Source organism: Streptomyces sp. NPDC026246 (assembly GCF_055567995.1).
The window spans coordinates 63,045-85,841 of record NZ_JBVHPJ010000009.1; the positions used below are offsets into that span (position 1 = coordinate 63,045).

Genomic DNA, 22,797 nt, shown 5'->3' on the forward strand with positions numbered 1-22,797 from the left:
GGTCGGATTTCACCCGTGCGGCCGCCCGTGGCGAATGCCGACCGGTCGGTATGGACAGCGGCCCCTCCCTCGGGTACAGATGGGTCATGCGCATCGCCGTGACGATCTTCCTCACCGACGAGACGATCACTCCGACCCGGCTGGCCCGGGAGCTGGAGGAGCGCGGATTCGCCGGTCTGTACCTGCCCGAGCACACCCACATCCCCGTCGAGCGGACCACCCCGTACCCGGCGGGCGGTGAGCTGCCGTGGGAGTACGGGCGCACCCTCGACGCGTTCGTGGCGCTGGGCCAGGCCGCCGCCGTCACGGAGCGGCTCGGGCTCGGCACGGGCATCACGCTCGTCGCCCAGCACGACCCGATCGACCTGGCCAAGCAGATCGCGACCCTGGACCACCTGTCCGGGGGCCGGTTCACCCTCGGGCTCGGCTTCGGCTGGAACGTCGAGGAGGCCGCCGACCACGGCGTGCACTGGAGCAGCCGGCGCGAACTGGTCCGCGACCGCATGGCGTTGATGCGGGCCCTGTGGTCGGAGGAACCGGTCGCGTACGACGGGGAGTTCGGCGGCGTCCGGGCCAGTCACGCGTATCCGAAGCCCGTGCAGAAGCCGCGCGGTCCGGTCGTGGGCCCGCGCACGCTCGTCGGCGGGGCCGCCGGGCCCAAGCTGTTCTCCCACATCAGCGAGTACGCCGACGGCTGGCTGCCGATCGGCGGCCGGGGCCTCGGCGACTCGATGCCGGTCCTGCGCGCCGCCTGGGCCGACGCCGGCCGCGACCCCCAGGCCCTCCAGGTCGTCCCCTACGCCGTCCACCCCAGCCCCGGCAAACTCGCCCACTACACCGACCTCGGTATCGAGGAGGTCGTGGCGCAGCTGCCTCCGGCGGGGGAGGCGGAGGTGCTGAAGGCACTGGACCAGTACGGGGCGTTCGTGGGGTAGTCGGGGTCCCGTCTGCCGACGCCGGGTGTGTGGCCGACCGCAGGTTCGTCGTGGCCGGTCGCGCAGTTCCCCGCGCCCCTGAAGGCCTGCGGCCCCCCTCAGGGGCGCGGGGAACTGCGCGAGAAACCACGTACGGCCCGCACACGCCGACGAACCAGCACGCCCGAGCTGAAGCGCGCACTGGGACTCACCGCTGTCACGGCTGATCAGCGCACTCGTATGCTCGAAGAATGACGACTGCCGCGACCTCCGGAACCGGACCCACCGAGAACTCCCTGCGGCGCGCCCTGAAACGGGCCAGGGACGGCGTCTCGCTCGACGTCGCCGAGGCGGCGGTCCTGCTCCAGGCGCGCGGTGAGCACCTGCGGGACCTGTCGGCCTCCGCGGCCCGGGTGCGGGACGCGGGTCTGGAGGCGGCCGGCCGGCCCGGCGTCATCACGTACTCCAAGAGCGTCTTCATCCCCCTGACGCGGCTGTGCCGGGACAAGTGCCACTACTGCACGTTCGTCACCGTCCCCGGCAAGCTGCGCCGCGCCGGGCACGGGATGTTCATGTCCCCGGACGAGGTGCTGGACATCGCCCGCAAGGGCGCGGCCCTCGGCTGCAAGGAAGCGCTCATCACCCTCGGCGACAAGCCCGAGGACCGCTGGCCGGAGGCGCGCGAGTGGCTCGACGCGCACGGCTACGACGACACCCTCGCCTACGTCCGTGCCGTCTCCATCCGCATCCTGGAGGAGACCGGGCTGCTGCCCCACCTCAACCCGGGCGTCCTGAGCTGGTCCGACTTCCAGCGGCTCAAGCCCGTCGCGCCCAGCATGGGCATGATGCTGGAGACCACCGCGACCCGCCTGTGGTCGGAGCCGGGCGGCCCCCACCACGGCTCGCCCGACAAGGAACCGGCCGTCCGTCTGCGGGTCCTGGAGGACGCCGGGCGTTCCTCCGTCCCCTTCACCTCCGGGCTGCTCATAGGCATCGGCGAGACCTACGAGGAGCGCGCCGAGTCGCTGTTCGCGCTGCGCAAGGTCTCCCGCGCCTACCACGGCGTCCAGGAGCTGATCATCCAGAACTTCCGCGCCAAGCCGGACACCGCCATGCGCGGCATGCCCGACGCGGAACTGGACGAGCTCGTCGCCACGGTGGCCGTCGCCCGGCTCCTCATGGGCCCGAGCGGCAACATCCAGGCCCCGCCCAACCTGGTCGACGGCGAGTACGAGCGGCTGATCGCCGCCGGCATCGACGACTGGGGCGGCGTCTCCCCGCTCACCATCGACCACGTCAACCCCGAGCGGCCCTGGCCGCAGATCGAGCAGCTCGCCGAGAAGTCCCGTGCGGCCGGGTTCGAGCTGCGCGAACGGCTCTGCGTCTACCCGGAGTTCGTGCGTCGCGGCGAGCCGTGGCTGGATCCGCGGGTGCGCCCGCACGTGGCCGCGCTCGCCGACCCGGAGACCGGCCTGGCCCGCCCCGACGCCCTGCCCGAGGGCCTGCCGTGGCAGGAGCCGGAGGAGGTCTTCACGGCGTCCGGCCGCACCGACCTGCACAGCTCCATCGACACCGAGGGCCGCACCTCGGACCGCCGGGACGACTTCGACGAGGTGTACGGCGACTGGGGCGCCCTGCGCGAGGCAGCCGCCCCGGGCATGGTCCCCGAGCGCATCGACACCGACGTACGGCAGGCCCTGCGCACGGCCGCCGACGATCCGACGAAGCTGACCGACGACGAGGCGCTGGCCCTGCTGCACGCGGACGGCCCGGCCCTGGACGCCCTCGCCCGGGTCGCCGACGACGTGCGGAAGTCGGCCGTGGGGGACGACGTCACCTACATCGTCACGCGCAACATCAACTTCACCAACGTCTGCTACACCGGCTGCCGTTTCTGCGCCTTCGCCCAGCGCCGCACCGACGCCGACGCCTACACCCTGTCCCTGGACCAGGTCGCCGACCGGGCCCGGCAGGCCTGGGACGTGGGCGCGGTGGAGGTCTGCATGCAGGGCGGCATCCACCCGGACCTGCCCGGCACGGCGTACTTCGACATCGCGCGGGCGGTGAAGGAACGCGTCCCGGGCATGCACGTGCACGCCTTCTCCCCGATGGAGGTCGTCAACGGCGCGACCCGCACCGGCATGTCGATCCGCGAGTGGCTGACCGCCGCCAAGGAAGCGGGCCTGGACACCATCCCGGGCACCGCCGCCGAGATCCTCGACGACGAGGTCCGCTGGATCCTCACCAAGGGCAAACTGCCCGCCGCCGACTGGATCGAGGTGGTGACGACCGCCCACGAGCTGGGCATCCGCTCGTCCTCCACGATGATGTACGGGCACGTCGACCAGCCCCGCCACTGGCTCGGGCACCTGCGCACCCTCGCGGGCATCCAGCAACGCACGGGCGGCTTCACCGAGTTCGTCACCCTGCCGTTCGTGCACACCAACGCGCCGGTCTACCTCGCGGGGATCGCCCGCCCCGGCCCGACCATGCGGGACAACCGCGCGGTCACCGCCATGGCCCGGCTGCTGCTGCACCCGTACATCCCCCACATCCAGACCAGCTGGGTGAAGCTGGGCACCGAGGGCGCGGCCGAGATGCTGCGCTCGGGCGCGAACGACCTCGGCGGCACGCTCATGGAGGAGACCATCTCCCGGATGGCGGGCTCCTCGTACGGCTCGTACAAGTCGGTCAAGGACCTGATCGCGGTGGCGGACGCGGCCGGGCGCCCCGCGCGGCCCCGCACCACCCTGTACGGGGAGGTCCCCGAGGAGCGGCAGCGCGCGGCGGCGGCCTCGGACGGCCATCTGCCGGAGCTGCTCCCGGTGCTGGACTGACGGGCTGCCGGAGGGGCCGGCCCTACTGGCCCTTGGCGTCCGCCGGCTGGTGCTCCGTCAGGGGGCGGCCGGTCGCTCCACCGGGGTCCGCGGGCCCCGGTGGAGGCGTGCCCCGGCCCGCCCAGAGCAGCAGCAGGCCGAGGGTGCCGGCGATCGCGGGCCAGTACACGTAGCGGAAGTCCGTCGCGGGCATGATCGGCAGGTAGCCGAGGACGTAGGCGGCCGCGCTCACGCCCAGCGCGCGGACCGGCATCGCGAAGGCGCCCCGGCCCGGCCGGACGGCCAGCACCAGCGCGACGGCCAGCCAGAACCAGCCGCGGAACAGCCAGGGCAGGTCGGCGACCATGCCCTTGACGTACGAGCCGAGCATGTCCTCCAGGCGGGGGTGCGCCACCTCGATGCCGAGGTCGTTGCGGGTGATGCCCGCCTTGTAGGCGTAGTCGGTCTCGAACAGCAGCGTCGCGAACAGCCGCAGCCGGTACTGGAGGTACTGCGGCAGGTGCCCGCCCATCTCCCGCAGCCACAGGGAGGTGATCTCGCCGGAGTCGCCGCGCAGCCCGTCCGCCGGCCGGTCGTAGCAGGCCCAGTAGGCGTCCGACAGGGCCCCGACGCGCTCGCACTCGCGGGCGGAGGCCACCAGCCGGTCCCGCAGGGCCGGGGAGACGTCCGCCGCCCGCAGCTCGTCCACCCGCAGCACGTGCACGAGGTCGTCGAGCATGATCTGGGCGCCCTGCTCGGTCTTGAGCGGCTGGGCGAACAGCGAGATGGCGGCGGCGGGCACGACCAGCGCGGCGGCGAGCGCGGCGGTGCACCGCACCCACGCCCCGCGTCCCGGTCGGTGCCACAGCGCGAGCACCAGCAGGACGAAGACGGGCAGGGCGGCGAGGAAGGCGTTCTTGCGCACGAGCATGGCGTAGGCGAGGAAGAGCACGCCCAGCCAGAGCAGCCCCCACCGCACGGCGGGGCGGACGTCCCGGTCGCGGATCCGCAGACCCGTGAGGGCGACCGCGCACGCGGCGAGCAGCGCCTGCGCGGCGTGGACGTCCTTCCACACCACCCCGGCGAACGTCAGTACGTACGGGGCCAGGCCGATGCCGAGCACGGCGAGCGACGCACCGCGCCTGCCGGTCAGGTCCGCCACGCACCGGGCCACCATCCACAGCGCCCCCCACAGTACGAGCGACTGCACGACGAGCATCGCGGTGAGGGTGCCGGTCACCGCGATGAGCGCCCGCCACACCAGGCTCAGCACGGGCGGGTGCCAGTCCGTCAGCGGCTTCCTCCCCTCGGCCTGCCGGAGCTGGTCGAGGCTGTCGGGACTCAGGAAGCCGGGGGCGAAGACCAGGATCGTGGCCAGGCAGCACACGGCGGCGACGGCGGCCAGGACCCAGCCCCAGTGCCGCGTCCGAGCCGTCCATCCCATTTGTCCCATGTGCCGGATGCTAACGGCTCAGGGTGCCACGAAGACGTAGCGCCGGTAGGCGTAGAAGCGGAACAGGGTCGCCAGCACCCAGCCCAGGATGCGGGCCGTGTTGTCGCTGAGCGCGGAGTCGAGGCCGAGCAGGTGCCGGGAGGCGAAGACGGTCCCGGCGGTGATGGCGAGCCCCACGCCGTTGGCGACGAGGAAGAGGGCGAGTTCACGGGTCACCTTGTCGCGGTGCCGGTCGCGGTAGGTCCAGTACCGGTTCCCGGCCCAGCTGAACAACGCGGCCGCGCACGTCGCGACGACCGACGCCTGGACCGGGGAGTCGCCCATCGGCCCGCCGCGCGCGCCGCCCGGCAGCCCGAAGACGAGCAGGTTGTACCCGCCGTTGTCGACGACGAACGCCAGCGCGCCCACGACGCCGAACTTGGCGGCTTCGCGCCAGATGCCCTGCACGGCGTGGCGCACGGAGCTGGTCACAGAGGGAGGAACCGGCACGAAAGGGAGGGTAACCATCCGGCGTGCCCTCGCCCCGAGGGCTCGCGCATATCGCATCATTTCCTACTATCCGACAGCGCTTCGGCCGAGGAGTGGCGAGGAGTGGGAGTGGCAGTGGAACCGACGATCGCGTGTGTCGTGCCGTGTCACAACGAGGAGGCGGCCGTCGCCAAGGTGGTCCGCGACCTGCGCGCCGCCCTGCCCGAGGCCGCGATCTACGTGTACGACAACGCCTCCACCGACCGCACGGTCGAGGTCGCCCGGGCGGCGGGCGCGATCGTCCGCGAGGAACCCCGCAAGGGCAAGGGGAACGTCATCCGCCGCGCCTTCGCCGACGTCGACGCGGACGCGCTGCTCATCATCGACGGCGACGACACCTACGACGCCTCCCGCGCCCGGGACCTGGTCGACCTGCTCTTCGAGGGGCCCTACGACCAGGTCGTCGGCGCCCGCCGGGTGACGGTGGACGGGGCGTACCGGGCCGGGCACGCCGTCGGCAACAAGGTGCTCACCGGGGCCGTGCGCTCGCTGTTCGGCAACGACGTGACCGACATGCTCAGCGGCTACCGGGTGTTCTCGCGCCGGTTCGTGAAGTCCTTCCCGGCGCTCGCCCGGGAGTTCGAGACCGAGACCGAGATGACCATCCACGCGCTGCACCTGCGGCTGCCCACGGCGGAGGTGCCCGTGGACTACCGGGTCCGGCCCGCGGGCGGCGAGAGCAAGCTGCGCACCTACCGCGACGGCTGGCGCATCCTGCGGGTCATCCTCGACCTCGCGCGCCGCGAACGCCCCTCGCTGGTGCACACCCTCATCGCCGGTGTGCTGGCCCTGGTCTCGGTGATCCTCGGCGTCCCGGTCATCGCCGACTTCGTCGAGACGGGCACCGTGCCCCGCGTCCCGACGGCGATCCTGGCCGCCGCGATCATGACGATCGCCGCGCTGGTGCTGCTGTCCGGCTACATCCTCGAATCGCTCACGCACATGCGTCAGGAGCAGACCCGGCTGGTGCACCTCGCCTACCCGGCCCCCGTCCGCGCGCCGCGCTACACCGCCCGGGGCGCGGGCACCGGCCCGGTCCCCGCGCGCAAGACGGCCGACGGGCCCTGAGGCCGCAGGGGGAGCGGCCCGCGCGCAGTACGATGATCGGAACCCCGGTGCTGTGCGGGGTCCCGTGACTGAGGAGATGCGTACCGGTGCCTGCCCGAATCCCTTCGTGGGCCTGGGTGACCGGGCTGACCGTGGGAGCGATAGCCGCGGTGACGGTCCTGGGCGTGCAGGCGGACCGCAGCCCGCACCCCACCGCCTCCGCGGCCAAGCCGAGCACCCCGGCGACCGCGCGGCCCACCCCCACGCCCACGGCGAAGGAGCCGGCGAAGGTGCCGGACGGCTCCGGCACCGGCCGGCGCATCGTGTACTCCCTCGGCGAGAAGCGGGTCTGGCTGGTCGACGCGAGCGACGCCGCCCGGCGCACGTTCACCGTCTGGCCGGGGACGGTCGATCCCGACCCCGGCACCTACACGATCTCCTCCCGCAACCGCGCGACGACCGGTTCGGACGGCGTCGAGATCGAGCACATCCTCTACTTCACGGCGAAGGCCGGTGTGTCCGTCGCCTTCTCCAACGCGGTCGACGGGGCCTCGCCACCGCCGCCCGCCTCCGGCGCGCAGACGGGCGGCGTGCGGATGAAGAAGGCGGACGGCACGGCACTGTGGACGTTCGGCACGGTCGGCACGACCGTGGCCGTGGTCAAGTAGCGGAGGGTTCCGCCCGCGGGGCCGTCATCTGGTTGACGATCAGCACGACCCCGCTGAACAGGAAGATCCGCGTCGCGGCGTCCAGCCCGTTCCAGGTCTTCGACTGCCACATCGAGAACCACTCACCGCCGACGGCGATGAACCCGACACCGAACAGCAGCATCACCATCAGCAGCCCGTACGTCGACGTCCGCCGGGCCGCCACCGCGTCGCGCCGGGCCCACAGCCACGTCCCGTATATGAGGACGAGCGCGGCGACGGTCTCCCAGACGATGATCAAGACGTAGGCGGCGTCCTGCAGCGCGGTACTGGTGACGGCCCGCCACATCAGGTCGTCGTCCTTGAACGTGGTGTCCATCGCCAGTACGTGGCGGACGAACTGCTGGTTGGTCCCGAAGTCGGTGATGTTCCCGAAGGCGACGAGAGCCATGTAGAGGGCGACGGTGGCGGTCAGTAGCGTGGCGGCAAGTGACAGCCCGCCGCGTCGAGTTGATGAGGTGGCCATGGCGATCATTCTCCCCCGGCGAAGCGCCTCGAAGTCCGCCGTCCGGTGAACGAGAATGGCGGCGCGAGCCGGGCCGGACGAGACGAGGGGACGTACGGATGGCGCAGTCGCGACCGTCGATGCAGGAACTGATACGGCAGCGCAGCCGGGCCGGGTTTGTCGGCCGCGCCGGCGAACGTGCCCTGTTCCGCGCCAACTTCGACACCCCGCCCCACGACGAGCGCCACCGCTTTCGCTTCCACGTGCACGGCAACGCGGGCGTCGGGAAGACGTTCCTGCTGCGGGAGCTGGAGCACATCGCCCGGGAACGGGGTGCGGTGACCGCCCGCGTGGACGACAGTGCGGGCAGCTTCCCGGAGGTGATGGCGGAGATCTCCCGGCAGTTGGCCGAGCAGGGGCGGCGCTTCAAGGAGCTGGAGCGGCTCCTCGATGCCCACCGTGAGCGGCGGCAGGAGGCCGAACTGGCCGTGCTGGCGGCCCTGGACGCCGAGGCGGGCGCGCAGGAGGCGCGCCCGTCGGCGGGCGGCCAGCTGGCGGCCCGGGCCGGGCTGGTGGCCGCGGGCATGGTGCCGGTGGTCGGGCCGCTGGCCGGACTCCTCGACGCCGACCGGCTGGCCCAAGGCGCCGACCGGCTGCGGGCGAGCCTGCTGGCCCGCTTCCGCAACCACGAGGACGTGCGGCTGGTGCTGGAGCCCGAGCAGGTGCTCACACCGATCCTCCTGCGCGAGCTGGAGCAGGTGACGGCCCCGTGGATCGCCCTCTTCCTCGACACGTACGAGCGGACGGGACCGCTGCTGGACCCCTGGCTGCACGAGACGATGACGACCGACCGGTACGGCCCCCTGCCCGCCACGGTGGTCGTTGTCACGGCGGGGCAGGACCCCGTGGACCGGTCCCGCTGGGGCGGCCTGGCGGACTTCGTCACCGACCTCCCGCTCACGCCCTTCACAGATGCGGAGACGCGCGGACTGCTCGCTGCCCGGGGCGTCACCGCCGAGCCGGTCGTGGCGGAGATCCTCCGCCTCACCGGCGGCCTGCCCGTCCTGGTCTCCACCCTCGCCGAGTCGGGCCCCGCCGGTCCCGGTGACGTCGGCGACCCCAGCGCGAGCGCGGTGGACCGCTTCCTGAAGTGGGAGCAGGACCCGGCGCGCCGGGCCGCGGCGCTGTCCTGCGCCCTGCCGAGATGGCTCGACGCCGACGTGTTCCGGGCCGTCGCCGACTGTCCGGACGACGAGGCGGACGGCGTCTACGACTGGCTGCGGTCCCGGCCGTTCGCCACCGGCCACGACGGGGGACGGCTGCGCTACCACGATGTCGTGCGCACGCCGATGCTGCGGGCGCAGCGCCTGCGGTCGCCGCGCACCTGGACGCAACGTCAGCGGCGGCTGGCGCGGTGGTTCGCCGACTGGCGGGAGGAGACCGGGCAGGGGCTCGCCGACCCCTGGGCGGACCGGTCCTGGCGGGAGTTGCGCCTGGCCGAGACGTACCACCTGCTGTGCGCGGGCGCCCCGGACGCGCTCCCCTCCGCGCTCCGGGACACCGTACGGGCGGTCGCGGCCGACGAGCCCACGGCCCGGCAGTGGGCCAGGGCCCTGACCGACGCCGGCCGGGACGCGGAAGCCGAGGACGCGGCGCGCTGGGGCGCCGACCTCGACGCGGCCCTCACCGACGGCGGTGTCCCCGCGGCCCTCGCCCTGTTGCTGAGCCGCGCCCCCCTCGACACCCCCGCTCGCGCCCTGGCCCACACGGCCCGGGGCAGCGCGCTGCGGCAGCGCGGCGCGTACGAGGAGGCCCTGGCCGAGCACGACCGGGCCCTCGCCCTGGATCCCGGCCTGGCCCGGGCATACCGCAGCCGCGCCATGGCCCGGGGCGAACTGGGCGACTACGACGGCGCGCTCGCCGACCTGGACGAGGCGCTGGCCCTGCGACCGCAGGACGCCAGGGGCCACGCGGTGCGTGGGGAGTACCTGCGCATCCTGCGCCGCTACGACGAGGCACTCGACGCCCTGGACGAGGCGATCCGGCTCGACTCGGGGACCGACTTCGCCTGGGCGTCGCGCGGCGCCACCCGCCTGAGCCGCGGCGAACCACAGCAGGCGCTGGCGGACCTGACCCGCGCTCTGGAGATCAAGCCGGACTACCCCTGGGCCCTCGCCCGTCGGGCCCGGGTGTGGCGCGCCCTCGACCGCCCCGACCGCCAGCGGGCCGACCTGGACCAGGCCCTGACCCTGCACCCCGACTGGGCATGGGGCCGCTGCGAACGCGCCGACGCGCTGCGGGTCGCGGGCCGCGGGGAAGAGGCTGTCGCCGACCTGGACGTGGCCCTGCGCCTGGACCCCCGGTACGCGTCGGCGTATGCGAGCCGGGGCGCGTCCCTGGCCGGCCTGGGCCGCCACGCCGAGGCACTGGCCGACTTGAACCGGGCGGTGGAACTGCGGCCCCGGTACGTCTGGGCGCTGTGCCGCCGGGCCGTGCTGCACGCGGTCATGGGCCGGCCGGACCTGGCCCGGGCCGACGTCCGACGCGTGCGGGCGCTGGAGCCGGAAGCGCTGGAACGCCTGACGGACACGGACCGTGCGGCCCTGGCGCGGACGGGGTGCTGAGCGTCAGCGCCCGGCGGCGAACGGCAGGAACGCCGACCAGGCGTCGTCCGTGAACGCCAGCCGGGCGCCGTCCACGTCCTTGGAGTCACGGACGTGGACCGCCGGGCGGTCCAGGGCTATCTCCACGCAGTCGGGGCCGTCGTTGCCACTGTGGCTGCTCTTGATCCACGTCAGTGGGGTGGGCGTCATGTCTCTTCTCCCAGCAACTTCTCGATGAAAGTCAGCGATTCGCGGGGCGACAGGGCCTGCGCCCGGATCATGCCATAGCGCATGTCGAGGACCTGCACGTCCTGTGGATCGCTGATCACCCTGTCGAACAACTGGCTTTCCGTGTGGCCGAGCACTTTGCCACCCCGGAGTTTCAGCAGCCGGAACGAACCCATCACGGCGGCGTGATCCTCCCTGTTCGTGGGCATCACCTGGATCTCCACATGCCGTAACTCCGCGACTTCCAACAGGTGTTCGAGCTGGCGGCGGAGGACCATTCTGCCTCCGAAGGGCCGCCGCAGCGTCGTCTCTTCCTGGACAAAGGTGACCAACGGCCGTGGCACCCGGTCGAACACCGTCTTCCGCGCCATGCGTGCGGCGACGTGCCGCTCGATCTCCTCCTCGGTGTAGGCAGGCCGCCGCATCGCGAACAGGGCGTGCGCGTACTCCGGGGTCTGGAGCAGACCGTGGATGTGAAGACTGGCGTACGCGCCCAGCTCGACGGCCTCGTCCTCCAGCTTGGCCAGGTCGCGGACCTTCTTGGGGTACCGGGCCCTCTCCACGTCCTCCTTCATCGCCGAGAGCTTGCCGCCCGCGGCGAGGACCTCGTCCGCCCTGTCGAGGAAGTCCGGCTTCGGCACGCGCCGGGCCCGCTCCACCGACGAGACCATCTCCTCGCCGTAGCCGATGGCCGAGCCCAGCTCCGCCTGCTTCAGCCCGGCGGCCTCCCGCCACATCTTGATCTGCCGCCCGACCGCCCTGAGCACGGCCGCCGCTTCCTCGTCCTCCACGCCTTCCCCTCCTGACGTACGAGCCGTACGACCCCGGGAAGCGCCCGGACAGTCACGCTCCGTACCGACGTCGTAGCTGTTCAGCGTAGGGACCGTGCGGCCACTCTGGGTGACATGAGCCAGAGATTCACCGTGGAGGTTCCCGTCCCCACCCGGCAGTTCGCGGTGCGGCTGTCCGCCACCCGCAGGGGTGCGCGCCTGGCCCGTCTGCTCACCGAACGCCAACTCGACGACTGGGGCGAGCCGTACGAGGCCGCGGCTCAGGTGGTGGCGGAACTGGCGTCCAACGCCGTGCTGCACGGGCGCGTAACCGGCAGGGACTTCCGGCTGGTGCTGGAACTGCGACCCGGCCGCACGCTCCGCGTCGAGGTCACCGACGCCCGGGGCGACCGGGTCCCGTTCCTCCCCGACCCGGCGGAGGAGGACGCGGAAGGGGGCCGCGGCATGGCCATCGTGGAGGCCTGCGCGGCCCGTTGGGGGGTGAGCGGGGCGCCGGCCGGAGCGAAGACGGTGTGGGTCGAACTCGCGCTCGGACCTGGCTAGGGTGTCCGGATGGACGTGGGGGCGGTCTTGATAGCCGTGGCCGGTGTGGCGGGGACGCTCGGGGGAGCGCTGCTCACCCAGCGGGGTGCCGACAAGGCCAAGCGGCACGAGCTGGAGATGAGCCAGGCGCTCCAGGAGGAGCGCTCGAACCGGGAGCTGCGGCGCCGCTGTTACACGGAACTGCACCGCGAAGCACGGCAGTTCTGCACGGCGCTCAGCCGGCACCTGTACGTCATGCGGGACCGCACGGCGGGCGACGAGGACGTCCAGGCGCTGGAGGCCGCCAAGGACACCTACCGCGACCGCTGGTCCGAGGCGCTGATGATCGCGCCGGACGCGGTGATCGGCCCCGCGCGTGCGGTGAACGGGGCGCTGAACGGCGTCTACGGGCAGGTGAAACGGCTGGAGCAGGGCAATCCGCGGCCCGGCGAGACCTTGCGGTCGGCCGCCGAGGCGCAGCACGCCGTGTGGACGCTGATCGCCGCGGCGAGAGAGGCGATGCGCCGCGACCTCGGCATCACCACCGAGTCCGACGAGCCACCGCCCTACTCCACCGACGCCAACACCTTCTTCCACGACTTCTCGCACCCGGGTCGCGGCCCGTCATGACCCGGTGGCGCCCGACGCCAAAGACCAAAGAACCGGGGGAAAGAACCAACCCGCCCCCACCGCCCCCGCGGCTCACTCGCAGGGGTGAACATCACCAACTCGGCTGGCGCGGCGGGGAGTCGATGGTGCAGCGTCGGCGCAGACACCTTCGAAAACGAATACGGCCCTCGCCGGGACGGGCAATCCCAGTGCGAGGGCCTGATCACCAAGGAAGAAAGCACCTTCCCGATGACTGAACAGCACCCTAGCGCGCCCGTGCGCGCGCAGTCCGGCACTTCCGGTGTCCAGCACGTGACGGAGCGCCACGACGACCACTTCACCGTCGTCGGCAACCACCTCGCCCAGCATCCGGACCTGTCCCTGACCGCCATCGGCCTGGCGGTGCACATCCAGTCGCTGCCCGCCGGGACACCGGTCGGGATCAAGGCGCTGGCGGCGAAGTTCCCCGAGGGCGAGATCCGCGTCGCGGCGGCCCTGCGGGAGTTGGAGGCACACGGTTACCTGGCTCGCCCCAAGGAGCGTCTTCAATCGGGCCGAGTCGTGACCCGCACGGTGTCGTACAACAAGCCCCGTCAGCGCCCCGCCGCCCCGTCACCCCGGGCCGCCGCCGCGCCCACCGGACCACGCAGCTCCGCCGCCGACCTGCTCACCGGGCTGCGTGCCGTCGACTCCCGTCTGCTGCTCAGCGAACGCGACGTCCACCGGCTGGCCCCCTCGGTGTCGGCCTGGCTGGACCGCGGCGTTCCCGCCGCCGCCGTGACGCGGACCCTGACGGCCGGCCTGCCCCAGGATCCGATCAAGCACCCGGCGGCGCTCCTCTCCCACCGGCTGACCGCCCTGCTGCCCCCACCCCTCCCGGCGGCGCCACCCGGCCCGCCCCCCGCCGCCCGCCCGGCCCCCCTCCAGACCTGCGACGGCTGCGAACGCGCCTTCCGCGCCCCCACCCCGGGCCACTGCCGCGACTGCCGTCCCACGGCGGAACAGGCGGCCTGACCGTACGCCGATACCAGGCGACTCCGGTCCCTCCCGGCACTTCTCCCATACCGTTGCGGCCCTCGGTCCGCCGTTCCCGTTCGATTACAGTGCTCAGCGTCGTACGTGTGGACGGTGTCCTGGGAGGTCGAGGTGGGTGCGACTGCCGGGGCCGTCTGGGGCCGTACGGAACAGCAGGACTTCCGCAGCCGGGTGCGCGGGACGCTGCTCGGCGTGGCCGTCGGCGACGCGCTCGGCGCACCGGTCGACGGCTTGGGCATCGAGCAGATCCGGGAGGCGCACGGCGCGGAGGGGCTGCTCGACCTCGCCCCCGCCTACGGCAGACGCGGCGCCGTCACGCACCTGACGCAGCTCACCCTGTTCTCCGTCGACGGCCTGATCCGCGCCCAGGTGCGGCGCGACACCGGCGCCTGGCACCCGCCGACCGACCTGCACCGGGCCTATCTGCGCTGGGCCGCCACCCAGCGGGACTGGGGTCCCGACGAGCGCCGCAAGGACGACGGGTGGCTCGCCCGCGAGGAGTGGCTGTACGCCCGGCGCGACCCCGCCCGCGCCCTGCTGCTGGGGCTCGGGGACGAGACGATGGGCACGCCGGAGGCACCCAAGAACCCCGGGGAGACCGGGCCGGAGGCCGCCGCGCGGTCCGCCCCGTTCGGGCTGCTCGTCGGCTGGGAGCCGCAGCTCGTCGCCCAGCTCGCCCTGGAGTGCGCCGCGCAGACCCACGGCTCCCCGGCGGCCTGCCTCGCCGCGAGTGCCTACGCCCTGCTCGTGCACGCGCTGGCCCGCGGGGAGAGCCTCGACGCGGCGGTGCAGCGCACCTTCGCCCTGCTGGCCTCCCGCCCCGGGCACGAACCGGTGTCCGGCGCGCTGCAGCAGGCGCTCGGCGCCGTCCGCCAGGGCATGCCGGGACCGGAGCGCGTGACCGAACTGAGTGGGCCCGGTACGGCGGAGGGACTGCTCGGGGCCGCCGTGTACTGCGCGCTCGTCGCCGCCGACGTCCGGCACGGACTGTGCCTGGCCGTGAACCAGGACGGCCCCTCCGCCGCCACCGCCGCCCTGGCCGGCGGCCTGCTCGGCGCCCTGCACGGGGAGACGGCCCTCCCGCCGGCCTGGCTGGCCGAACTGGAGGGCCGTCCCACGATCCTGGAGCTGGCCGACGACTTCGCCCTGGAGATGACCCAGGGACCCGCCCTGCACGGTCCCGGCGGCTCCTCCCCGGGCTGGCTCGCCCGCTACCCGCGGGCGTGAGCCCGCCGCCGGACGGGAGGCAACCGGTCCCCGTCCGTCATTCCCGGACCGTCGTGCGGACCGCCTCGTCCACCGGCCCGGCCGGAGCCGGCACCGCGGCCGTCGCCGCGCCGTCCCCGTCGGTGTTGATCTTCTCGATGATCGCCAGACGCTCGGGGGTGTCCTCGGGCTTGAGGTAGCCGATCAGGATGTACAGGACCAGGGACACCGCGAGCGGGATCGACACCTGGTACTGGAGCGGCACACCGCCCTCGACGTTCCAGTTGATCGGGTAGTTCACCAGCCAGAAGGCGAGCAGACCCATCGACCAGCTGACCAGCGCCGCGGTCGGGCCGGAGCGGCGGAACGCCCGCAGCAGGCCGAGCATCATCGGGATCGCCATGGGGCCCATCAGACCGGCCACCCACTTGATGACGACGGTGATGATGTCCTTGAACGCGGGGGAGTTGACCTGGGTGGCCGCCGCCATCGACAGGCCGAGGAAGACGACCGTGGCGATCCGGGCGACCCGCAGCCCCTGGCTCTGGTTCCACGCCCGGGCCCGGGACCAGATCACCGGCGCGCAGTCCCGGGTGAACACGGCCGCGATGGCGTTGGCGTCCGAGGAGCACATGGCCATCGTGTGGGAGAAGAACCCGACGATGACCAGGCCCAGCAGGCCGTGCGGCAGGAGCTGCTCGGTCATCAGCGCGTAGGAGTCGGAGCCGTCCGCCTTCTGCGACTCGACCAGCAGCGGCGACATCCACATGGGGAAGAACAGCACCAGCGGCCAGACCAGCCAGAGGATCGCCGACAGCCGGGCCGACCGCTCGGCCTGCTTCGCGTTCGGCGTGGCCATGTAGCGCTGGGCCTGGTTGAGCATGCCGCCGTTGTACTCGAACAGCTTGATGAAGAGGAACGCCAGCAGGAACACCGTGCCGTACGGGCCGACCAGCGGCTTCTCGTGGCCCTGCAGCTCGGGGGAGTCCCAGACGCCGAAGAAGCCGCCGTGGTCGTCGAGCCGGACGACGACCGCGACGAACATCGCGACGCCCGCCAGCAACTGGATGACGAACTGGCCGAGTTCGGTCAGCGCGTCCGCCCACAGACCGCCGATCGTGCAGTAGACCGCCGTGATGCCACCGGTGATCAGGATGCCCTGGTTGAGCGAGATGCCGGTGAAGACGGACAGCAGCGTCGCGATCGCCGCCCACTTCGCGCCCACGTCCACGATCTTCAGCAGCATGCCGGACCAGGCCAGCGCCTGCTGCGTCTTCAGGTCGTAGCGGTTCTTCAGGTACTCCAGCGGGGATGCCACGTGGAGCCGGGAGCGCAGCCGGTTGATGCGCGGCGCGAAGAGCTTGGAGCCGATGGCGATGCCGAGGGCGATGGGGAAGGACCAGGTGACGAAGGACGTGACGCCGTAGGTGTAGGCGATGCCCGCGTACCCGGTGAACATCACCGCGCTGTAGCCCGACATGTGGTGCGAGATGCCGGACAGCCACCACGGCATCTTGCCGCCGGCCGTGAAGAAGTCGCTGACGTCGTCCACGCGTTTGTGCGACCAGACGCCGATCGCGACCATCACGGCGAAATAGCCGATGAGCACGGCCCAGTCGAGACCGTTCATGAGTCCCCTTCCACGGTGCTGCCGCCACAGTCAGGCATGTGAACTGTGGGTTCGGTGACGTGCGCACGGCAAGGAAGCGGAAGGTCAAGAGACGGCAAAATTGTTCGGCAAGGTGACTTGCGTTCACCTACTTGAACACGGGAGGGGGTGGCCGCGGCCCGTCCGGGGCCCGATGCACGGCGCCCCCGGCCTGCGTCGGGCAGGCCGGGGGCGCCGGTGGTCGGACGGGATCCGCGGGGGTCAGCGCAGCTCCTCCGGACAAGGCGTGCCGCGCGGGAACTGGTACGGCGCCGCCAGCCGGTACGTGCCCGCCTTCGGCGCGAGCAGCTCCGTCCACTTGTCGCCCTGCGCGTCCTCCTCCGTCTCCGCCAGGCAGCCGTTGACATTGACGTACGTCTTCGGCTCGCCCTCGGGACGGTTCTCGGAAGCCTCCGTCTCCTGCGGCGGTTTCAGGCTCCTGCCCTCGGCGTCGACGATGCTCAGCCACGGGGAGTACGGCACGCGCACCAGGATGCGGCCCGGCTTCCTCACCTGCAGCACCATCTCGCCCTGCTCGGCCCGGTCGACCACCGTGTTCGGCTCGGCGAGCGGCGTGGGCGCGGTCACCTTGAACAGCTGCCAGTTGGCGTCGCCCCAGATCTGGTTCAGATAGGGCAGACCGCGCTGCACCAGGGCCCGCTCGCGCTCCCCGCCGTCGCCGTCCGGCTCGTCCTTCGGCAGCACCACGTAGTGGACCGCCCAGCGCTTGAGCCACTCGCGGTAGTTCGCCGAGTTGAGGGTGTCGTCGTAGAAGAGCGGGTTGCGCTCCATGTCGGCCTGGCGGTTCCAGCCCCGGGCCAGGTTGACGTACGGGGCCAGGGCGGAGGCCTCGCGGTGGGAGCGGGCGGGCACGACCTCGACCCGTCCCTTCTCCGCGCCGACCTCCTGCAACTCGTTCACCAGCGGCGCCAGCTCACGCGACCAGGAGGCCGCCGGGGCCGTGTGCACGATGTCGTCGACCGTCTTGAAGCCGATCCACACGCCGAAACCGACGAGGGCGACCACGGCCGCGTACCACCTGCGGCTGCGCGGCACCGTGAACGGCAGCGCGGCGACCAGCGCCACACCGGCGAACAGCATGGCCAGCCGCGTGATGTTGGAGCCGATCTGCGAGCTGATCAGCCACACCAGCACGACCCCCAGGCCGTACACCGCCGCCGTCAGCCGGACCGTCTTCCAGTCCCGCGGCACCAGCACGAGGACCAGGACCGAGAACGCCAGCGGCAGCAGCACCGAGCCGAAGATCATCGGCTGCGTCCCCGAGAACGGGAACAGCCACGCGGACAGCGCCACCACCACACTCGGCGCCAGTCCCAGCGCCCAGGCACCGGGCCGCCGCTTCTGCAGGAACAGCGCCACCGCCACCAGGCCCACGAACAGGCCCGCGACCGGGGAGGCCATCGTCGCCAGCGCCGCCAGGGGCGCCGCGCACAGGGCCTTCGCCCAGCGCCTGTACCGCCACCGGTGCGGCCAGCAGAACACGACCGCCACCGCGCCGAGCGCGAACATCATGCCGAGGCCGAAGGTGACCCGGCCGGAGACGGCGTTGCAGAACAGCCCGAACACACCCGCCAGCGACGCCCACAGCGGATTGCGCACCGAACGGGAGCGCAGCAACAGCAGCGTCAGCAGACCGGCCGACACCGTCCCCGCGATCATCATCGTCGTCCGGACGCCGAGCACCGACATCAGGTACGGCGACACCACGCTGTACGACACCGGGTGCATGCCGCCGTACCAGGCGAGGTTGTACGCCGAGTCCGGGTGCCGGCCGACGAACTCCGCCCAGGCGTCCTGCGCGGCGAGATCGCCACCACTGTTCGCGAACGTGAAGAACCAGACGACGTGCAGCACCGCGGCCAGGCCCGTGATCGACAGGACCGGGTGGCGCAGCATGCGGGCGCGCACGGCCCGCACCACGGGAGGCAGCCCGGCTCCGCCGTCACCGCCGTCCGGCGCCGCGTCCTGCGGTGTCGCGACCTCCGACGCCGCGTCCTGCGGTGTCGTGTCCTGCGGTGTCGCGTCTGGCGGTGTCGCGTCCTTCGGCGGCGCGCCGCCCGGGCCTGCGGGCAGGCCTATTCGCGGGCCGGATACCGGGCCCGGATCGGCGTCGTCTGCGCGTGTCGGCTCCGCAGTGGCCACTCGAAGGCACTCCCCGTGTCCCGTCTTCTGTTCTCGCCCGATGTCCCCGGCCGTGAACCGTTCGTTCCCCCGGTCCGCCGCATGCCGCCGGGCACGGCGACCTGCCCCGTTTCGTGACGCTAGCACGCACCCCGCCGGGCAGGGCCCGGACGGGCCCCCACCGGCGGGGTGCGGTGCGCGGGCCGCGGCCCGCGCTCAGCCGATGCGCGTCAGCTTGTCCGCGAAGCCCGGCTCGACCAGATCCTTCTGGAGGGCCACCGGGACCTTCACGGCGCCGCTGGACCCGTCGCCGACGGTGAGCGTGCCCACCTTCTTGCCGGCCTTCGCCTGGTGCGGCAGCTCGTCCGCGGCGAACGTCAGCTTGACCGACAGCCCCGCCCAGCCGACGGCCGTGACGTCCTTCGTGACGACGACCGGCGTGCGTCCGCCGAGCCCGTCGTCGGCGTACCCGACGACCTCGCCCTTCTTCAGGATCGTCGCCGACTCCAGCGCGCCCTGCGCGGCCCGGATCAGCTTGTCGCCCTCGTGCAGGGCGGCACCCAGGATGGTGTTGTCCGGACCGCCGGCCGGCTGGCGCACGACCGCGCCGATGATCCGCCGCGTCTCGCCGTTCACGTCCTTCCTGGCGGAGAACACGAGGTTGCCGAGCGCGGAGGTGGTCGTGCCGGTCTTGATGCCGGTCACGTCGTTGTAGCCGACGAGGCGGTTCCAGTTGTCGTGCTTGACGCCCTTGTAGTCGACGTACGACATCATCGCCGCGACCTCGCGGAACGCCGGCTGCTGCATGGCGGCCTTGGCGAGCTTCACCTGGTCCACGGCCGTGGAGACGGTGGTGTTGTTCAGCCCCGACGGGTCGGTGTACGTCGAGTTCTTCATGCCGAGGTCCTCGGCGGCGTCGTTCATCTTCCGCACGAACGCCTTCTCCGACCCCGCGTCCCAGCGGGCCAGCAGCCGCGCCACGTTGTTCGCGGACGCGATCAGGATGCCCTCCAGGGCCTCCCGCTGGCTGATCTTGTCCCCCTTGGTGACGTCGACGGTGGACTCCTGGCCGGCGTCCGACTGGTCCTCGGCGGCCTGGTCGATGCCGATCTTCGGGCCGTCCTCACCGCTCTTGAGCGGGTGGTCGCGCAGGATGACGTAGGCGGTCATGACCTTGGCGACGCTGGCGATCGGCACGGGCCGCTGCTCGCCGGAGGAGCCGAAGGTGCCGATGCCCTGGACGTCCAGCGCGGCCTGGCCGTCGGCCGGCCAGGGGATGTCGACCTTGCCGCCCTCGAACGTGTAGCTGTCCTTGGCGGTGAGGTCGAGGGTGGGCGACGGCAGCGGACGCAGGTTCTGCGCGACCGCGAAGACGATCAGCAGCAGCAGCGCGATCGGCGTCCAGATCTTCACCCGCCGCACCGCCGTGCGCAGCGGGGTCTCCGGGGGCGGCGGGGTGTTCGTCAGCTCGGCCAGCAGGTCCAGCGGCGGCTTGGGCGGCAGTGGCTGCTGCGTGGTCCGCTCGGGCCCGACGACGGGCACGACGGCGGTGGCCTCGGCGGGAGAGGTCTTGCGCCCGGGAGCGTCCTTCGCCGGGGCGGCCGGCGCCTTCTGCTCGGGCGCCGCGGTCGCCCCCGCGGCTGCCGCCGCGCCCGTCTTGGGGGCCGACGGCGGCTTCCGCGCCGCGGGATCGTCCAGCGGCTTGAGCGCGACGAACTTGCTGGTCCGCTCGACGTCCTTCTCGGCGGCGCCACCGGCGGAGCCCTTGGGGGTGCCCTTCGGGGTGTCCTTCGCGGAACCCTTCGGGGCGTCCTTCGGGGTCTCCTGCGCGGAACCCTTCGGGGCGTCCTTCGGGGCGTCCTCGGGGGTGGCGTCGGCGGTGCCCTTGCGGGTGTCCGCGGGTGCGGGTGCGGGTGCGGGTGCGGGTGCGGCGGTGCTCTTCCGGGCGTCCGTGGGCGCGGTGGCGGGGGTGCCCTTGCGGGTGTCCTCGGGCGCGGCCCTGCGGTCGCTCCTCGGGGCGTCCTTGGCCGCGTCGCCGAGCTTCAGCATCGTGGTGGCCTGGTCGACCGGGGGCCGCACGGCCTTGAACACGGCCGTGGGCTGGTCGACGTGCGGCGCGGCGGGCTTCTCGGCGCCGTCGCCCTCGGTCTCGCCCTTGCCCGTGTCCTTGGAGGCCGCGTCGCGGGCGCCCCCGGCGGCGGGCTTGCCGTCGGTGCGGAAGACGGCGGTGGGGTGGTCGACGTAGGGGGCGGCGGACGTGCCGCCGTCGGTCTCCTCGCCCGCGGTGGTGTCGGCGCCGGCCTCGGAGTCGGCGTCGGCGTCGGTGGCGTCCGAGTCCGCGTCCCTCTTCGCGGCGGGCGGCTCGGACGTCGCGGATGCCTCGGTGGCGGTGCCGGCGGAACGGTCCGCCTCCCCCGTCTTCCGGCCGGTCTCGCCGTCCTGGTCGGCCGTGGCCACCCACGCGGCGACGGCCTCCCGGAGCCGCCCGTCACCGGCGGAGGCGTCCTCGTCCCGCCCGGCGGAACCTGCGTCGTCGCCCTGCTCGCCGGGGCCCTCGGCCGACGCGGCGTCCTCGTCACGGGCGTCGCCACCCCGGGTGTCGCCCGGCTCGGCGTCCGCCCCCGAGTCACCCTCGGCGCGCTCCGCCTCCCGCGTGCCGGCGTCGCCCTCGGCCCGCTCGGCGCTCGCAGTCGAGTCGGTCGTGCCGGTCGTGCCGGTCGAGTCGGTCGTGCCGGTCGTGCCGGTCGCGTCCGGCTCGGCGTCCGTACGCTCCTGCTCCGCCTCGGCGGATGCGTCCTTCGCGTCCCCGTCCGTGGGGACGGACAGGACGCGCGTCGCCGTGTCGACGCCACCGCGCCCCGCGGAGGAAGTCTTCGAACTCTTCGTGTCCCGGGCCACCGCGAGCCGCGGATCGGCGGACTCGCTCCTGGCCCCGGGAACCGGACCCGCGCTCCCCGACGTCGGTTCTGCCGACGACTCGCGCTGCTTCGACCTGTCGGGGGACTCGCCCGCCACCGATGCCTCCTCCTCGCGCCGCACCACCCGCGTACGCGTACCGAACCGTCTACCGCCGCCCTGACCCCGCACACCGGCGCTGTCCGAACCATGTACCAGTGTCCTGTGCGGCGGACCAGATCCATCCGGTAGACGAGAACGACATACCTACTGGTTCCACTACGAACCGGTCACGCACCCTCGACAGACCAATGTGAGAGGGGTCACCCTGTCTTTCATCCACGCGGGGAGGCATGGATGGGCAGGAGCCGCAGAACACTTCCGGAGGAGCTTCTGCTGCTGGCGTTGGACCCGGCCACGGGTACCACTGCACAGCCGCAGTCGCTCGACCTGGGTCTGGCCGGAGCACAGCTAGTGGAGCTGGCGCTGGCCGGACGGATAGCCCCGGACGGGGATCGTATCGCCGTGGTGGCACCACGGCCGACCGGAGATCCGACACTGGACTGCGCGTTGGAGTTGCTGCGAAGGCGTGGCGCTCCCGTGCGTGCCGTCCACTGGATCGGCGGACCCCGACTGGGGCTCCGCCAGACGTACCTCTCGCATCTGGAGCGGTGCGGCATGGTGCATGCCGTGGCGGGCCAGATGTGCGGAGTGCTGCCGACGACTCGCTACCAGGCGACGGACACCGAGATCAGCCGGGAGATCAGGGCCCGACTGGACTCCGCGATCCGCACCGGCGTACCGCCGGACCCGCGGACCGCGGCGCTCGCCGCACTGGCCCACGCGGTCGGACTGGGCAAGCACCTGTACCCGGGCAACGAGGGACGCTCCTCTCGCTCCCGGCTCAGGGACCTGATCAGGCACGACCCCATGGGCGGCCTCGTCGCGCACGCCGTGATGGACGTCCAGAACGGCGTGGGGGCACAGCCACGCCGCAACCCGGCCCCGCCCGGCCGTCAGGCCGCCGGCGGACCCAGGCCCGCACCGGAACCGGCCCGGGGTGTTCCGATGCAGCCGCGCCACGGAAGCATGGTGCGCGCCGCGGTCCACTGACCGTCCGCGACCCGGAACGCGGCTGGACGCAGCGAACCGGATCGCACCGCACGCACCACACCACCGCACGCACTGCTCGCACCGCATGCACTGCA

General features: G+C 72.7%; 18 protein-coding genes. 10 read left to right on the forward strand and 8 right to left on the reverse strand.

Annotated features, from left to right (window positions below; all coding sequences use genetic code 11):
• Window positions 1–86 precede the first annotated feature (86 nt).
• Together ACZ4M5_RS22795 and ACZ4M5_RS22800 are read left to right on the forward strand one after the other, a co-directional pair.
• Window positions 87–935 (forward strand): LLM class F420-dependent oxidoreductase, encoded by an 849-nt coding sequence (locus tag ACZ4M5_RS22795; RefSeq protein WP_467739585.1) that lies wholly within the window; start codon window positions 87–89, stop codon window positions 933–935.
• Window positions 936–1,165: 230 nt separating this feature from the next.
• Entirely contained in the window at window positions 1,166–3,751 is a 2,586-nt protein-coding gene (locus tag ACZ4M5_RS22800) for a bifunctional FO biosynthesis protein CofGH (RefSeq protein ID WP_467739587.1), read from the forward strand.
• Between the two features lie 22 nt (window positions 3,752–3,773).
• Here the strand turns inward: ACZ4M5_RS22800 and ACZ4M5_RS22805 are convergent, their stop codons facing one another.
• Window positions 3,774–5,183, reverse strand: a complete 1,410-nt coding sequence (locus ACZ4M5_RS22805) for a hypothetical protein (protein WP_467739589.1) — start codon at window positions 5,181–5,183, stop codon at window positions 3,774–3,776.
• An 18-nt stretch (window positions 5,184–5,201) separates the two neighbouring features.
• Window positions 5,202–5,654, reverse strand: coding sequence for a GtrA family protein (locus tag ACZ4M5_RS22810; protein ID WP_467739591.1), 453 nt, complete (start codon window positions 5,652–5,654; stop codon window positions 5,202–5,204).
• A gap of 126 nt (window positions 5,655–5,780) precedes the next feature.
• On the opposite strand from ACZ4M5_RS22810, the gene ACZ4M5_RS22815 reads away from it, so the two are divergent.
• Window positions 5,781–6,779: a glycosyltransferase family 2 protein gene (locus ACZ4M5_RS22815; RefSeq protein WP_467739593.1), complete on the forward strand. Its 999-nt coding sequence runs from the start codon at window positions 5,781–5,783 to the stop codon at window positions 6,777–6,779.
• A gap of 86 nt (window positions 6,780–6,865) precedes the next feature.
• A complete protein-coding gene (locus tag ACZ4M5_RS22820) occupies window positions 6,866–7,426 on the forward strand; it encodes a hypothetical protein (protein WP_467739595.1) in 561 nt (186 codons plus the stop codon).
• Here the strand turns inward: ACZ4M5_RS22820 and ACZ4M5_RS22825 are convergent.
• The gene (locus ACZ4M5_RS22825) at window positions 7,419–7,931 is read right to left on the reverse strand and encodes a DUF2165 domain-containing protein (RefSeq protein ID WP_467739597.1); all 513 of its coding nucleotides are present in this window, start codon (window positions 7,929–7,931) and stop codon (window positions 7,419–7,421) included. The genes ACZ4M5_RS22820 and ACZ4M5_RS22825 overlap by 8 nt on opposite strands.
• Window positions 7,932–8,029: 98 nt before the next feature.
• On the opposite strand from ACZ4M5_RS22825, the gene ACZ4M5_RS22830 reads away from it, so the two are divergent.
• On the forward strand, window positions 8,030–10,534 hold the full coding sequence (locus tag ACZ4M5_RS22830; protein ID WP_467739599.1) for a tetratricopeptide repeat protein: 2,505 nt from the start codon (window positions 8,030–8,032) through the stop codon (window positions 10,532–10,534).
• 3 nt (window positions 10,535–10,537) lie between these two features.
• Here the strand turns inward: ACZ4M5_RS22830 and ACZ4M5_RS22835 are convergent, their stop codons facing one another.
• Both ACZ4M5_RS22835 and ACZ4M5_RS22840 read right to left on the reverse strand, forming a co-directional pair.
• Window positions 10,538–10,723 (reverse strand): DUF397 domain-containing protein, encoded by a 186-nt coding sequence (locus ACZ4M5_RS22835; RefSeq protein WP_467739601.1) that lies wholly within the window; start codon window positions 10,721–10,723, stop codon window positions 10,538–10,540.
• On the reverse strand, window positions 10,720–11,532 hold the full coding sequence (locus ACZ4M5_RS22840) for a helix-turn-helix domain-containing protein (protein ID WP_467739603.1): 813 nt from the start codon (window positions 11,530–11,532) through the stop codon (window positions 10,720–10,722). Before ACZ4M5_RS22840 ends, ACZ4M5_RS22835 begins: the two co-directional genes overlap by 4 nt.
• 114 nt (window positions 11,533–11,646) lie before the next feature.
• Between ACZ4M5_RS22840 and ACZ4M5_RS22845 the strand changes: the two genes are divergently transcribed.
• The 4 genes from ACZ4M5_RS22845 to ACZ4M5_RS22860 all read left to right on the forward strand — a co-directional run bounded on the left by ACZ4M5_RS22845 (window position 11,647) and on the right by ACZ4M5_RS22860 (window position 14,925).
• Window positions 11,647–12,075 (forward strand): ATP-binding protein, encoded by a 429-nt coding sequence (locus ACZ4M5_RS22845; protein WP_467739605.1) that lies wholly within the window; start codon window positions 11,647–11,649, stop codon window positions 12,073–12,075.
• A gap of 9 nt (window positions 12,076–12,084) precedes the next feature.
• Window positions 12,085–12,684, forward strand: a complete 600-nt coding sequence (locus ACZ4M5_RS22850; protein WP_467739606.1) for a hypothetical protein — start codon at window positions 12,085–12,087, stop codon at window positions 12,682–12,684.
• A gap of 228 nt (window positions 12,685–12,912) precedes the next feature.
• A complete protein-coding gene (locus tag ACZ4M5_RS22855) occupies window positions 12,913–13,677 on the forward strand; it encodes a helix-turn-helix domain-containing protein (protein WP_467739607.1) in 765 nt (254 codons plus the stop codon).
• 132 nt (window positions 13,678–13,809) lie between these two features.
• Window positions 13,810–14,925, forward strand: a complete 1,116-nt coding sequence (locus ACZ4M5_RS22860; protein ID WP_467739609.1) for an ADP-ribosylglycohydrolase family protein — start codon at window positions 13,810–13,812, stop codon at window positions 14,923–14,925.
• 37 nt (window positions 14,926–14,962) lie between these two features.
• On the opposite strand, the gene ACZ4M5_RS22865 is transcribed toward ACZ4M5_RS22860, so the two are convergent.
• The 3 genes from ACZ4M5_RS22865 to ACZ4M5_RS22875 all read right to left on the reverse strand — a co-directional run bounded on the left by ACZ4M5_RS22865 (window position 14,963) and on the right by ACZ4M5_RS22875 (window position 21,709).
• Window positions 14,963–16,534, reverse strand: coding sequence for a sodium:solute symporter family protein (locus tag ACZ4M5_RS22865; protein ID WP_467739611.1), 1,572 nt, complete (start codon window positions 16,532–16,534; stop codon window positions 14,963–14,965).
• Between the two features lie 240 nt (window positions 16,535–16,774).
• Window positions 16,775–18,715: an MFS transporter gene (locus tag ACZ4M5_RS22870; protein ID WP_467739613.1), complete on the reverse strand. Its 1,941-nt coding sequence runs from the start codon at window positions 18,713–18,715 to the stop codon at window positions 16,775–16,777.
• A gap of 195 nt (window positions 18,716–18,910) precedes the next feature.
• Entirely contained in the window at window positions 18,911–21,709 is a 2,799-nt protein-coding gene (locus tag ACZ4M5_RS22875) for a D-alanyl-D-alanine carboxypeptidase (RefSeq protein ID WP_467739615.1), read from the reverse strand.
• Window positions 21,710–21,946: 237 nt separating this feature from the next.
• Between ACZ4M5_RS22875 and ACZ4M5_RS22880 the strand changes: the two genes are divergently transcribed.
• On the forward strand, window positions 21,947–22,702 hold the full coding sequence (locus tag ACZ4M5_RS22880) for a GOLPH3/VPS74 family protein (protein WP_467739618.1): 756 nt from the start codon (window positions 21,947–21,949) through the stop codon (window positions 22,700–22,702).
• The last annotated feature ends 95 nt before the right edge of the window (window positions 22,703–22,797 follow it).

What these genes read in the sequence shown, in the direction of transcription:
- ACZ4M5_RS22795 (WP_467739585.1), top strand. Translation starts at nt 87, where the DNA reads ATGCGCATCGCCGTGACGATCTTCCTCACCGACGAGACGATCACTCCG.
- ACZ4M5_RS22800 (WP_467739587.1), top strand. Translation starts at nt 1,166, where the DNA reads ATGACGACTGCCGCGACCTCCGGAACCGGACCCACCGAGAACTCCCTG.
- ACZ4M5_RS22805 (WP_467739589.1), bottom strand. Translation starts at nt 5,183, where the DNA reads ATGGGACAAATGGGATGGACGGCTCGGACGCGGCACTGGGGCTGGGTC.
- ACZ4M5_RS22825 (WP_467739597.1), bottom strand. Translation starts at nt 7,931, where the DNA reads ATGGCCACCTCATCAACTCGACGCGGCGGGCTGTCACTTGCCGCCACG.
- ACZ4M5_RS22830 (WP_467739599.1), top strand. Translation starts at nt 8,030, where the DNA reads ATGGCGCAGTCGCGACCGTCGATGCAGGAACTGATACGGCAGCGCAGC.
- ACZ4M5_RS22835 (WP_467739601.1), bottom strand. Translation starts at nt 10,723, where the DNA reads ATGACGCCCACCCCACTGACGTGGATCAAGAGCAGCCACAGTGGCAAC.
- ACZ4M5_RS22845 (WP_467739605.1), top strand. Translation starts at nt 11,647, where the DNA reads ATGAGCCAGAGATTCACCGTGGAGGTTCCCGTCCCCACCCGGCAGTTC.
- ACZ4M5_RS22850 (WP_467739606.1), top strand. Translation starts at nt 12,085, where the DNA reads ATGGACGTGGGGGCGGTCTTGATAGCCGTGGCCGGTGTGGCGGGGACG.
- ACZ4M5_RS22855 (WP_467739607.1), top strand. Translation starts at nt 12,913, where the DNA reads ATGACTGAACAGCACCCTAGCGCGCCCGTGCGCGCGCAGTCCGGCACT.
- ACZ4M5_RS22865 (WP_467739611.1), bottom strand. Translation starts at nt 16,534, where the DNA reads ATGAACGGTCTCGACTGGGCCGTGCTCATCGGCTATTTCGCCGTGATG.
- ACZ4M5_RS22880 (WP_467739618.1), top strand. Translation starts at nt 21,947, where the DNA reads ATGGGCAGGAGCCGCAGAACACTTCCGGAGGAGCTTCTGCTGCTGGCG.